Genomic DNA, 12,394 nt, shown 5'->3' with positions numbered 1-12,394 from the left:
GCGGCGGTACGGCATCCTAGAGATTCGGCCAGGGACGAATCTTCGGGGACGGGGGGTGCGCGGTGCCCGCACGGCTGCACTTCGGCGGCGACGACTTCCTGCGCTGCCGGTTCGCGCTCTCCCCGCTCTGGGAGACGCAGGAGGCGGTGCGCATGCTCAAGCGCCCCGAGCGGCAGGGCTACCACGCGCACTGGCTGCGCCGGTCGGCGAGGGTGGCGGCCGGGCTCGACCTGACCGGGCTGTGGCTGCTGATGCCGCAGCGGGGGCACAGCCCGGACTGGCTGTCCCCGCCGCCGCTGGGTCCCGCGGTGACCTTCGAGGAGGAGATCGCGGCGGTCCGCGCGTGCGATCCGGCGCAGGCCCGCGAGGACACGGCGAAGTCGCTCGCCTGCACGCCGGGGGCGGCGGAGTCGGCGCGGGGGCGGCGGTGGCTGCGGGACCCGGCCGGGATGATCGAGGAGCTGACCGGCCTGATGATCAGCGCCCACCGGGCGCTGATCGCCCCGGACTGGCCCCGGCTGCGGACGCTCCTGGAGGCGGACGTGGCCTTCCACTCGCGGCGGCTGGCGGAGGTGGGCCTGGGCGGGCTGCTGCCGGAGATGAACCGGCGGTTCGGCTGGCGGGAGGGCACGCTCACGGTGGACATGCGCCTGGAGCACGACCGGCACCTGGCCGGGCAGGGGCTGGTCCTGATGCCGAGCGTGTTCGTCTGGCCGGACGTCATCAGCACCTTCGAGCCGCCCTGGCAGCCGACCGTCGTCTACCCGGCCCGGGGCATCGGCGGTCTGTGGGCCCCGACGGCCGGGCGGGCGCCCGACGTGCTGGTGCGGCTGCTGGGCCGGGGCCGGGCGGCGGTGCTGGCCGCCCTGGACGAGCCTGCGGGAACGGCGGCGCTGGCCCGCAGGCTGGGGCTGGCGCCGTCGTCGGTCTCGGCGCATCTGACGCTGCTGCGGGACGCCGGGCTGCTCACCGCCCGGCGCTACGGGCACCAGGTCCTCTACGAGCGGACCCCGCTGGGCGTCGCGCTGGCCTCGGGGGACGAGTGACCCACGGGGTTCATGTCGGTTCCGTACCGACTGATTACGTTGTGCAACGATTGCCGGAAACATCTCTCTCGACGGCTCCCTGACGGCCCTCCGGCACCGGCCCGGCGGCCTCCCCGGCGGCCCCGTCCCTCGGCCCGTCACCGTCGTCGTCACCCCTCGCGCAAGGGAGCGGCATGTCCCGGCTGATCCACACCCTCGCCACCCTCACGGCCCTCGGCCTCACCGCGGGCTGCTCGTCCGCACCCGGCGGCGACGCGGCGTCCGTCGCCGCCTCCCCGAAGGCACGTCCCGCGGCCGCCTCGGACTTCTGGGTCGACCCGGCGTCCTCCGCGGCCGAGCAGATCAGGATCTGGCAGCAGCAGGGCCGCCACCAGGACGCCGACCTCCTCGGCCGGATCGCGCGGCAGCCGGTCGCGATGTGGCCGGCCGGCGAGATCGACCCCGGCCCGCTGGTGCGCACGGCGACCGCCTCCGCCGGGCACGAGGGCCGCACGGCGCTGTTCGTGGCGTACGACATCCCGCACCGCGACTGCGGCCAGCACTCGGCGGGCGGCGCCGCCGACGCGGACGCCTACCGGGCGTGGATCGGGAAGTTCGCGCAGGCGCTCGGCGACGGCAAGGCCCTGGTGGTCCTGGAGCCGGACGCCATCGCGCACATCGCGGACGGCTGCACGCCGGGCGAGTACCACCAGGAGCGGGAGCAGTTGCTGGGCGAGGCGATCACGCGCCTGAAGCAGCAGCCGCACACCAAGGTCTACCTGGACGCGGGCAACCCGTCGTGGATCAAGGAGCCCGGCAAGCTGGTCGAGCCGCTCAGGCGCGCGGGCGTCGAGCGGGCCGACGGGTTCTCGCTGAACGTCTCCAACTTCCAGACGGACGCGAGGACCACCGCCTACGGGCTCGAACTCTCCCGCGCCCTGGGCGGCAAGCACTTCGTGGTGGACACCAGCCGCAACGGCAACGGGCCGGCGGAGGGCGCCTGGTGCAACCCGCCCGGCCGGGCCCTCGGCACCCGCCCGACCACCGACACCGGCACCGCCGGCCTGGACGCCTACCTGTGGATCAAGCGGCCCGGCGAGTCGGACGGCACCTGCGAGGGCGGTCCGGACGCCGGGCAGTGGTGGCCGGAGTACGCCCTGGAGCTGGCCCGCAACTCCAAGGCGTGACACCGGGGTTCACTTCACCTGGATCCACTTCGCCTCGGACGGGGTGCCCTGGCCGTCCGACACGAACAGCATGTACCAGCCGGGCGGCACCAGGGCACGGTCCTCGGGCACCTCGACGGTCACCGAGCGGGCGTCCTTGGTGAGGCCCAGCGCGATGGAGCGCTGCTCGACGTCCGTGGTGTGGGTGACCGCGCTCGGCCGCATCAGCCGGGCCTTGACGACCCGCTCGGGGTGGTCGGTGCGGAAGGTCGCCCGGCGGTCCTTGTCCAGCTCCTCGGGCCCGTCGGCGAGGACGGGCCGGGAGGCGCCGTTCTTGTGCAGGGCGGGCGGGGTGAACACCTCCATGCGCTGCTCGAAGTGGCCGAGCTTGGTGTTCTGCTGGTCGTCGAAGAGCGGGTCGGAGCCGAACGTGGCGACCCGTCCGTCGGGCAGCAGCAGCGCCTCGGAGTGGTAGTTGCGGCCCACCATCGGGTCGGCCGCCGCCCGGAAGGCGTTGGCCTTGGGGTCGTAGAACTGCGCCTTGAAGATGTTGCTCGCGCTGCGCCCGCGGTAGTCGGAGGAGCCGTTGGTGGTGAACACCGAGTCGTCCGGCATGATCACGCTGTTCAGGTAGCGGGTGCCCTGGGGCAGGTCGGGGCCGTCCTTGAAGGCGGGGCTGCCCTTCTTCAGGTCGACGACGGCGGTGCGCGGGGTGGACTTCTTCGACTCGCCGACCCCGCCGCCGCCGAGGATCATCACCTTCTGGTCCTGCGCGGGCGGCAGCAGCAGGGAGGCCGACGTCTCCGTCTGGGCGGGGTCGCGCAGCCCCGGCACCTTGGTGAAGGTGTTGGTCTTCAGGTCCCACAGGCCCGGCTCGCGGCCCTGTTCGGCGGGCCCGTAACCGGCGTTGGAGGCCGGGTAGAACAGCTTGCCGCCCTTGGTGAGGAACAGCGCCGGGTAGGTCGGGAAGTACCGCTTGGGCCCCGGCGACCACTTCTTGGTCCGCGGGTCGTAGATCTCGTTGTCGCCGGGGTCGATCACACCGACGTCGTCGAGGCCGGAGACGGCCAGCACCCGGCCGTCGTCGAGGCCGACCAGGGTCGGGTACCAGCGGGCCTTGCGCATCGGGTCGACCGGGACGTACCGCTCGGCCTTCGGGTCGAACTCGTAGGCGGCGCGGATGCCCTGGAAGTCCTGCTTGTCGAGGGTGATCTTCTCGCTGAGGCCGTAGGTGTTGTCGGCGTCCTCGCCCTTGAGGCCCTCGATGTCGTACTGGGCCTGCCGGTCGGTGGCCGACAGCGGTCCCTTCTCGGCGGCCTCGACGAAGACCCGCACCTCGCTGGCGGTCACCTGGGTGCGCCAGGGCTCCATCGCGCCGCGGCCGTCGTAGCTGACCTTGAAGGAGCGCTTCGCCTTGGGGACGGTGACGTCGAACCTGCTGACGTACTCGACGCCCGCCGGTGAGCGGAAGCGGGTGCCCTTCTTCAGGAACACCGCCTTGTCGGGGTTCTCGTTCTTGACCCGCATGCCGCCGCCCGCCCGCCGGACCTCGCCGTCGAGCAGTTCGTAGCGGGCGGTGCCGCCCGCCACCAGCATGCGGCCGTCGGGGAGGGCCGCGTGCCCGGAGCAGAAGAAGTCGTCCGGGGTGGGGATCTTCTTGAAGGTGTTGGCCTTCGGGTCCCACAGGACGGTGTCGAAGGAGCCCTTGTCGAACTTCTTCTGCTCGTTGCCCGACCCGGCCACGATGAGGACCTTGCCGGTGTGCAGGAGCGCCGCGTGGATCGCGTTGGTGCGGTACTTCTCCGGGATGTCGAGCTGGGACCAGGAGCCGTACTTCGCCTGGTACTCGGGGCGGGATATCTCCCACGCGTGGTACTTCTCCCCGGCGAAGTCGAGGGCGGCGGGCGCGTTGAGTCCGGCCAGGACGACGATGCCGCCGATGCCGAGGACGGTCTTCTTGGTGGAGCGTGACGGTCGGGTGGCCATGGCCTAGTTGCCTCCTGTCGGGGAGCCGGAGACCGGGGCGCTGCCGGCGAGGGCGGGTTCGGCGCTCTCCCTGGGCCGGGCGGCGCGGGGCACCGGCCGCCGTTCGCGGCGCTCGGTGAGCAGCGTGGAGCACCACACCACGACGGGCGCCAGGGCGATCACCATGGCGAGGACGGCCCAGGTCCGCATGGCCGCGTGGGTGTGGTCGAGGACGACGGAGGCGGTGAGGGAGGCCGCGAGCAGGGTCGCCCAGAACAGGTGGACGCGGAAGGTGAGGACCCGGTCGGCGCTGCTGTCGCCGCCCTTGGGCGTCACCACGAACCGGCTGGGACGGCGGAGCACGGCCGCGCCGAGCGACTTGAGGTAGATGGGCGCGGAGAGCGCGGACATCGCCATCCCGGCCAGCCCGCCGGAGCCCTCGGGTTCGTGCGGGGAGACGTTGTGCCGGCGGTTCCAGAGGTAGAGGCCGATCTGGAGGGCCGCCGCGTCGCTGTAGAGCATCAGCCAGACGGAGGCGGTGACCTGGGTGCCGGAGGCGCCGAACCAGAGGAACAGCACGCAACTGAGGATGCCCAGAAGCCAGTTGACGGCCGTCATGGGGTAGTAGACGAGCATCATCGTGTACGAGAACAGCCTGCCGGGCGGCATCGTGAACGGTGCCTTCCAGTACTGCTTGAACAGCGTCTCGTACGTCCCGCGCGACCAGCGGAGCTGCTGGGTGAAGAAGTCGGTCCAGGAGGCCGGGCCCTCGCCGACGGCGAGGACGTCGGGGGTGTACACGGAGCGCCAGTGGCGGCCGGTGGCGGGGTTGCGGCGGCGGTGGATCTCGAACCCTGTCGCCATGTCCTCGGTGATGGAGTCGTAGAGGCCGCCGATCTGCCGGACGGCGGAGATCCGCACCACGTTGTTGGTGCCGACGAACATCGGCGCGCGGTAGCGGTTGCCCGCCCGCTGGATCAGCGCGTGGAAGAGGAACTGCTGCGACTCCGCGGCCTTGGTGACGGGGTTGGCGTAGTTGCCGTAGACCTGCGGTCCGACGACGAAGGCGACGTCCGGGTCCCGGAAGTAGCCCATCATCCGCTCGAGGAAGTGCGGGCTGGGCACGTGGTCGGTGTCGACGGAGGCGAAGAAGTCGTACGCGTCGCCGTGCATGGCGATCCACGCGTTGTAGTTGCCGTGCTTGGTGCGGGCCTTGTGGACGCCCTTGGGGCGGTTCCACTCGGGGACGCCGTCGCGGGTGAAGTGGCGCACCCCCAGTTCGGCGCAGAGCGCCTTGGCCTGCTCGTCGTCGCCCTCGTCGAGGAGCCAGACGTCCAGGAGGCCGGGGTGGCTGATGCGGACCGCGCCCTCCAGGGTCGCGCGGACCATCGCGAGGGGTTCCTTGCCGGGGACGTACGTGGTCAGGAAGGCGACGCGGGTGCCGGGTTCGGGGACGACCGGGACGGGGTCGCGGGCGACCAGGGTGGCGTGGGCGACGGAGGCCACGTTGACCACCATGAACAGCTCGATGAGGCCGATGGCTATGAGCATCGTGGTGTCGAGACCGACCAGCCACTCCTCACCGCCCTCGCGCTCCACCCAGTGGGTGGGCCAGACCAGGTAGACGAGCAGCGCGCCGGTGAGGACCGGGGCGAGGGTCATCAGCAGGACGGCGCGTATTCGGTGCGGCTCACGCGAGAGGAGCGAGGTGTACCGCACCCGGTACGGCCCGGCCGGGGGCTCGGTGAGCGGTCCGGCCAGTCGGCTGTGGGTGTCGTATTCGTAGCCCTCGTCAGGCTGCCGCACGGGGCCCTCCAGTGATCGAACAGTGATCCCGATAACCTCACCAAAATGGAGATATGGGTACATGTCGACTTGGAGCGGCCAGGTGGGCGTCCCCCGAATCGGCTACGGGCACCGTCGGGACGGCCGCGCGCGGTGCGCGGACGTCCGTCAAGTGCCCGTGGACAGCCGGAGGTTGACGAGGGTGCGGTCAGTCGGCGGCCAGGTGGCGCTCCACCGTGTCCACCTTGGAGGTGAGGCCGTCCGTCACTCCTGGGCGCAGGTCGGCCTTGAGGACCAGGGAGACCCGCGGGGCCCGCGCCTCGACGGCGGCGACCGCCCGCCTGACGACGTCCATGACCTCGTCCCACTCGCCCTCGATCGAGGTGAACATGGCGTCGGTGCGGTGCGGCAGCCCGGAGGCGCGCACCACCCGGACCGCGTCGGCGACGTACTCCCCGACGTCCTCGCCGACGCCGAGCGGCGTCACGGAGAAGGCGACGATCATGCGCCGACCACCCCTTCGCGGCGGGCCCGGGAGGCGATGACCTCGTCCTCGGCGGCGCGCTTGAGGCGGCGCTCGGCGAAGAAGCCGCCGGTCGGCAGGACCGACAGGACGAAGTAGAGCGCGGCGGTGCCCAGGCTCCAGCGGGCGCGGTTCCAGGCGTCCGCCCAGAAGATCACGTACAGGATGAACAGGACGCCGTGGATCATGCCCATGGCCGGGACCGCGTTGAAGTCGGTGGTCCGCTTCAGCACCGAGCAGACCAGCAGCAGCAGGAAGGAGACCGCCTCGGGCGCGGAGACGAGGCGGAGGCGGCGGAGGGCGGAGGCGGTCTTGATGTCCACGGGTCACCTTCGGTGGTCGGCGGGAAGGACGCCGGCGGACGGGACGAGGCGCCGACGCGTTTGTGAACGCGGGCACAAACGTCGTGCCATTGTGACAAACGCGGGGGACGCGACGGCGGTGGGGGTTACCTTCGCAGGGTGGCGATGTTCCGACTCCAAGGCAGCAAGGTGCTCGCCGTCGACATGACCGGGGACGCCGTGAAGGCGAAGAACGGCTCGATGGTCGCGTACGACGGGCAGATGGCGTTCAAGAAACTGACCGGCGGCGGTGAGGGCATCCGGGGGATGGTCACCCGCCGGATCACCGGCGAGCAGATGACGGTGATGGAGGTGAAGGGACACGGCACCTGCTGGTTCGCGGACCGCGCCGCCGAGATCAACCTCGTCGGCCTCCAGGGCGACAAGCTGTACGTCGAGTCGAGCAACCTGCTGGTGACCGACGCCGGGCTGCGCACCGGCACCACGTTCACCGGGCTGCGCGGCGCCTCCCAGGGCAACGGCCTGTTCACCACCACGGTCGAGGGCCACGGGCAGGCGGCGATCCTCTCCGACGGGCCCGCCGTGGTGCTGCGGGTCAGCCCCCAGTACCCGCTGACCGTCGACCCGGGCGCCTACATCGCCCACCAGGGCGGGCTGCGGCAGACGTTCCAGTCCGGGGTGACGTTCCGCACCTTCCTCGGCGAGGGCGGCGGCGAGGCGTTCCAGATCCGGTTCGAGGGGGACGGCCTGGTGTACGTCCAGCCGAGCGAGCGCGACACGATCGCGGGGGATGTGTGAGATGGGCTTCCGCGAGATCAACTCCAAGATGGTGGAGGCCACGCTCCAGCCGGGACAGCGGCTGTACAGCCAGCGCGGGGCGATGCTCGCCTACCGGGGCGAGGTGTCGTTCACCCCGAACATCCAGGGCGGGCAGGGCGGCTTCATGTCGATGATCGGGCGCCGGGTGGCGAACGAGGCGACCCCGCTGATGACCGTCGAGGGCAGCGGCACGGTGCTGTTCGGGCACGGCGGCCACCACGTCCAGGTCATCGAGCTGACCGGCGACACCCTCTACGTGGAGGCGGACCGGCTGCTCGCCTTCGAGGGCACCCTCCAGCAGGGCACCATGTTCATGGGCTCGCAGGGCGGGGTGATGGGCATGGTGCGCGGCCAGGTGACCGGGCAGGGCCTGTTCACCACCACGCTGCAGGGCCGGGGCGCGGTGGCCGTGATGGCGCACGGCGGGGTCTTCGAGGTCCCGATCACCCCGCAGCGCCCGGTGCACGTCGACCCGCAGGCGTACGTCGCCCACCACGGCGACGTCCGCAACAAGCTCTCGGCCGCGCTCGGCTGGCGGGAGATGGTGGGGCGGGGGTCGGGCGAGGCGTTCCAACTGGAGCTGAGCGGGAGCGGTGCGGTGTACGTCCAGGCGTCGGAGGAGAAGCTGTGAGCGGGTACGCGGGCGCCGGCGGTCCGGCGGTCTTCGACCCGTCGACCCTGCCGGTCGACGACAACGTGAACGACTACACCTTCTGCGTGGAGCTGAAGGGCGGCCAGTGGTTCCTCCAGAAGGGGAAGATGATCGCCTACTACGGGGCGATCGACTTCAACGGCATCGGACACGGCCGTCTGGACCACCTGGTGCGGCGGTCGTTCCATTCGCCTCTGCACGCGAGCGACTGGGTGGTGGCGGAGGGCTCGGGCAAGATGCTCCTCGCCGACCGGGCCTTCGACGTGAACTCCTTCGACCTCGACGAGGGCAACCTGACCATTCGCTCGGGCAATCTCCTCGCTTTTCAGCCAAGTCTCGCCCTCAAGCAGTCGATCGTGCCCGGGTTCCTGACCCTGATCGGGACGGGCAAGTTCGTGGCCGCCTCGAACGGCCCCGTGGTGTTCATGGAACCGCCGATCCGGGTCGACCCGCAGGCGCTGGTCGGCTGGGCCGACTGCCCCTCCCCGTGCCACCACTACGACCACGGCTACCTGACCGGCGTCCTGGGCGGCCTACGTGCGATGACGGGCTTCGGCGGGGCCTCGGGCGAGGAGCACCAGTTCGAGTTCGTCGGGGCCGGGACGGTGCTGCTCCAGTCGAGCGAGGCGCTGATGGCGGAGCAGCCGATCGGGGCGCCTCCGCAGCAGGCCGGGGTGCCCGGCGGCCAGGGTCCGCAGACCGGCGGGGCCCCGGGCCCCGGGGGACAGCGCCTTCCCGGACAGCTCGGTGATCTCCAGCGCCGCTTCGGGCTGTGAGCGGTAGCCTGCGGAGTGTGACGTCGAACGCGTGCACGCCGTCACACCGCCCAGGCTAGTTCACCATTCAACATCTTAGGTAGACTTCACTCATGGAGACTGAGACGGCCACGCACTGGCTGACCGATGCGGAGCAGTGCGCCTGGCGCACCCACCTGGAGGTCAACAGGCTGTTGACGTACCAACTGGAGAAGGACCTCCAGCCGTTCGGCCTGACGATCAACGACTACGAGATCCTCGTGAACCTCTCCGAGTCGGACGAGATGCGGATGCGGATGAGCGACCTCGCTGCCGCCACCCTCCAGTCCAAGAGCCGGCTCTCGCACCAGATCACCCGGATGGAGAACGCCGACCTGGTCCGGCGCGAGAACTGCGAGTCCGACCGCCGGGGCCTGTTCGCCGTCCTGACCGCGCACGGCCTGGAGACCATGCGGAAGGTCTCGCCGCACCACGTGGCCTCCGTGCGCAAGCACTTCATCGACCTGCTCTCCCCCGACGCCCTGGCCGACCTGGAGACGGCGCTCAAGCCGATCGCCCAGCACCTGCGCGGCCAGCGCGGCCGCCCCTGACACCCGCCGCCGGACCGGAGCGGCCCGACGCGAGCGGTCGGACGCGAGCAGGCGGACGGCGCCCCTAGGACACCGCGCGCGGCCCCACCGCGCCCGGGGGCAGGCGCAGTTCGAACAGCGCGCCCCCGGCCGGTGAGCGCCGGACGGTGAGGGTGCCGCCGTGGCGGACCGCGATGTCCCGCGCGATGGCGAGCCCGAGCCCGGCCCCGCCGTCGTCACGGCTGCGGGCGTCGTCGCGCCGCACGAACCGCTCGAAGATCCGCTCCCGGTCCGCCTCGGGCACCCCGTCGCCGTCGTCGGCGACCGCGAGGACCGCCCGGCCGCCCTCCCGCCGCACCGCGACCGAGATCCGCCCGCGGGCGTGCCGGGCCGCGTTGTCCAGCAGGTTGTCCAGCACCCGCGCCAGTTGCCCCCGCGAACCGGAGACCGGGACGGCGTCGTCGGCACCCACCGTCACCCCGGCCCGGCCCGCGGCGCGCTCGCGGGCCAGCTCCGCGAGGTCCACCAGGGTCCGCGCGGGCTTCTCCCCCGCGTCCAGCCGGGCCAGCAGCAGCAGATCCGCGGCCAGCCGCTGCAGCCGCACGGTGTCCTCGACCGCGCCCGGCACGTCCAGCAGGCCGGGGTGCGCCTCGCCGACCTCCAACTGGGTGCGCAGCGAGGCGATCGGGCTGCGCAGTTCGTGGGAGGCGTCGGCGACGAACCGGCGCTGGCGCTCCACCGAGGTCTCCAGGGCGGTCAGCGTCTCGTTGGTGGTGCGGGCCAGCCGGGCGACCTCGTCGTGCGCGTCCGGCACCGGCACCCGGCGGGCGAGGTCCGCGGAGGCGGTGATCGCGGCCAGCTCCCGCCTGATCCCCTCGACCGGGCGCAGCGCCCGCCGGGTGACCAGCCAGGTGACGGCCCCGACGACGCACAGCAGCAGCGGGAAGCCGACCAGCATGACGGTCAGCGCGGTGCGCACGGCGCCCTGCTCGGTGGCGAGTCCGGCGCCCGCGTGCACGGTGAGGCGGCCCTTGCCGGGGACCTCGACCTGGACGGCGGCGAAGCGGTAGTCGGCGCGGTCCCCGTCGACGGTCGCGGAGCCGTCGGCGTAGCGGACCTCGTCCGCGATCTCGCCGGGCCGCAGGGTGGCGTACCCGTCGTCGTCATCGCCGCCCGAACGGCCCCTGCCCGAGCGGCCGTTGCCGTCGTCGTCGCCGTCCCCGTCGCGGTCGTCGTCTCCGTCGCCGCCGTCGTCGCGGTGGTCGTCCGGGGTGGCCGTCGCGGCGGGCGACGGCCGGGGGCGCGCGGCGGTGGTGCCGGTCCCGGAGACGGCCTGCAGGCCGTCGCTCGCGGCGACCAGGCGGCCGTCCTCGTCGACGACCTGCACGGGCGGCCCGTCGTCGTCCAGGTCGAGCGCGTCGTAGGCGGTGCCCGCGGCGAGGTCGGCGGCCACCGCGCGGGCGGAGCGCTCGGCCTGGGTGTCGGCCTGGTCGAGCAGGTTGCCGCGCAGGGAGAGCAGCACGGCCGCCCCGGCCGCGAGCAGCGCCACCGCGACCACGAGGGTGGCGCCGAGGGTGGCCCTGGCCCGGACCGACCCGAGGACCCGGCTCACCGCCCGCTCTCCAGCCGGTACCCGGCGCCGCGCACGGTCCTGATGAGGTCGGCGCGCAGCTTGCGGCGCAGGGTGCTGACGTACACCTCGACGATGTTGGGGTCGCCGTCGTAGGCGAAGTCCCAGACGTGCTCCAGGATCTCGGCCTTGGAGACCACCTCGCCCGCCCGCCCCGCGAGGTGGTCGAGGACGGCGAACTCCTTGGCGGTGAGGGCCACTTCGGCGTCCCGCAGGAAGACCCGGCGGGCCGCGGTGTCGATCCGCAGCTCGCCGAGGACGCGGACCGGGGAGGCGCCGGGACCCCGCTCGCGGCGGCGCAGCAGCGCCCTGACCCTGGCGACCAGCACGACGTACGAGAACGGCTTGGTGAGGTAGTCGTCGGCGCCGGTGTCCAGGCCCTCGGCCTCGTCGTACTCGCCGTCCTTGGCGGTCAGCATCAGGACGGGCACCTCGTGGCCACCGGCGCGCAGCGCGGCGCAGACCCGGTAGCCGTTGAGGCCGGGCAGCATGATGTCCAGGATCACCAGGTCGTGGACCCCCTCGGCGGCGCGGCGCAGGCCCTCGCGGCCGTCGTGGACGACGTCCACCGCGTACCCCTCGGCGGTCAGTCCCCTGGCCAGGGACAGCGCGAGGCGCTTCTCGTCCTCCACGATCAACAGGCGCATGCCTCCAGGGTCGCAAAGCCGTCCTGAAGATCCCTTCAGGAAGTTTCAGGCTGGGCTCAGCCGGGGTGGGCGACGGTGGTGCCTGTCGAGAACGACACCACTCGGGAGGAAACGCCATGAAGCGCAACATCGTGATCGCGGCCGTGACGACCGTCGCCCTGATCGGGGGCGGCACGGCCACGGCACTCGCGGTGTCGGGGGACGACGGGCGGCGGACGCCGGCCGCGGCGAAGGGCGACGACGGCACGGCGGGCCGGACGGCCGGCGCGGAGGTGACGGCGGCCGACGCGATCGGGGCGGCGCTGGCCCGCACCCCGGGCACCGCGGTCTCCGCCGAACGGGACGACGACGACAGCCACCGCGGGGCCGCCGTCTGGGAGATCGACGTGCTGACCGCGGGCGGCACCTGGCACGGCGTCGACGTGGACGCCCGCACCGGCGCGGTGCTGCGCGACCGGGTGGAGGACGAGGACGGCACCGCGCGGGTCAGGCGCGCGCTGGCCGGGACGTCGGTGTCGGCGGCCGACGCGGCCCGCGCGGCGGCCGACCGGGCCCC

Annotated in this window: 13 protein-coding genes; 7 read left to right on the top strand and 6 right to left on the bottom strand. The window is 72.5% G+C overall.

Features of this window, described 5'->3' with window-relative positions; all coding sequences use genetic code 11:
• Positions 1–62: 62 nt before the first annotated feature.
• Complete coding sequence (locus GA0115242_RS05335; RefSeq protein WP_093825026.1) at positions 63–1,046, top strand: ArsR/SmtB family transcription factor; 984 nt, start codon at positions 63–65, stop codon at positions 1,044–1,046.
• A gap of 173 nt (positions 1,047–1,219) precedes the next feature.
• Positions 1,220–2,212: a glycoside hydrolase family 6 protein gene (locus GA0115242_RS05330; protein WP_093825024.1), complete on the top strand. Its 993-nt coding sequence runs from the start codon at positions 1,220–1,222 to the stop codon at positions 2,210–2,212.
• 9 nt (positions 2,213–2,221) lie between these two features.
• Here the strand turns inward: GA0115242_RS05330 and GA0115242_RS05325 are convergent, their stop codons facing one another.
• The 4 genes from GA0115242_RS05325 to GA0115242_RS05310 form a co-directional block, all read right to left on the bottom strand.
• Positions 2,222–4,177 (bottom strand): kelch motif-containing protein, encoded by a 1,956-nt coding sequence (locus GA0115242_RS05325; protein WP_093825022.1) that lies wholly within the window; start codon positions 4,175–4,177, stop codon positions 2,222–2,224.
• 3 nt (positions 4,178–4,180) lie between these two features.
• Positions 4,181–6,025: a glycosyltransferase family 2 protein gene (locus tag GA0115242_RS05320; RefSeq protein WP_093825020.1), complete on the bottom strand. Its 1,845-nt coding sequence runs from the start codon at positions 6,023–6,025 to the stop codon at positions 4,181–4,183.
• A 124-nt stretch (positions 6,026–6,149) separates the two neighbouring features.
• Complete coding sequence (locus GA0115242_RS05315; protein WP_093825018.1) at positions 6,150–6,446, bottom strand: MTH1187 family thiamine-binding protein; 297 nt, start codon at positions 6,444–6,446, stop codon at positions 6,150–6,152.
• Positions 6,443–6,787, bottom strand: coding sequence for a DUF3817 domain-containing protein (locus tag GA0115242_RS05310; protein ID WP_093825016.1), 345 nt, complete (start codon positions 6,785–6,787; stop codon positions 6,443–6,445). Before GA0115242_RS05310 ends, GA0115242_RS05315 begins: the two co-directional genes overlap by 4 nt.
• A gap of 144 nt (positions 6,788–6,931) precedes the next feature.
• On the opposite strand from GA0115242_RS05310, the gene GA0115242_RS05305 reads away from it, so the two are divergent.
• From GA0115242_RS05305 to GA0115242_RS05290, 4 genes are all read left to right on the top strand, one after another.
• Entirely contained in the window at positions 6,932–7,564 is a 633-nt protein-coding gene (locus GA0115242_RS05305; protein ID WP_093825014.1) for an AIM24 family protein, read from the top strand.
• Position 7,565: 1 nt separating this feature from the next.
• Positions 7,566–8,216, top strand: coding sequence for an AIM24 family protein (locus GA0115242_RS05300; RefSeq protein ID WP_093825012.1), 651 nt, complete (start codon positions 7,566–7,568; stop codon positions 8,214–8,216).
• A complete protein-coding gene (locus GA0115242_RS05295) occupies positions 8,213–9,013 on the top strand; it encodes an AIM24 family protein (protein WP_093825010.1) in 801 nt (266 codons plus the stop codon). The genes GA0115242_RS05300 and GA0115242_RS05295 overlap by 4 nt, the downstream gene beginning before the upstream one ends.
• Before the next feature lie 92 nt (positions 9,014–9,105).
• Entirely contained in the window at positions 9,106–9,582 is a 477-nt protein-coding gene (locus GA0115242_RS05290; protein WP_093825008.1) for a MarR family winged helix-turn-helix transcriptional regulator, read from the top strand.
• Positions 9,583–9,646: 64 nt separating this feature from the next.
• Here the strand turns inward: GA0115242_RS05290 and GA0115242_RS05285 are convergent, their stop codons facing one another.
• Both GA0115242_RS05285 and GA0115242_RS05280 read right to left on the bottom strand, forming a co-directional pair.
• A complete protein-coding gene (locus tag GA0115242_RS05285; RefSeq protein ID WP_093825006.1) occupies positions 9,647–11,173 on the bottom strand; it encodes a sensor histidine kinase in 1,527 nt (508 codons plus the stop codon).
• Positions 11,170–11,838: a response regulator transcription factor gene (locus tag GA0115242_RS05280; protein ID WP_093825001.1), complete on the bottom strand. Its 669-nt coding sequence runs from the start codon at positions 11,836–11,838 to the stop codon at positions 11,170–11,172. Before GA0115242_RS05280 ends, GA0115242_RS05285 begins: the two co-directional genes overlap by 4 nt.
• Positions 11,839–11,954: 116 nt before the next feature.
• Here GA0115242_RS05280 and GA0115242_RS05275 point away from each other — a divergent pair.
• A partial coding sequence (locus GA0115242_RS05275; RefSeq protein WP_176729748.1) for a PepSY domain-containing protein occupies positions 11,955–12,394 on the top strand: 440 nt, incomplete at its 3' end.

The organism is Streptomyces sp. SolWspMP-5a-2, assembly GCF_900091845.1.
GTDB classification, from domain to species: Bacteria; Actinomycetota; Actinomycetes; order Streptomycetales; family Streptomycetaceae; genus Streptomyces; species Streptomyces doudnae.
Note: the sequence above shows the minus strand (reverse complement) of the source record. Positions and strands in the feature narration are given on the sequence as shown.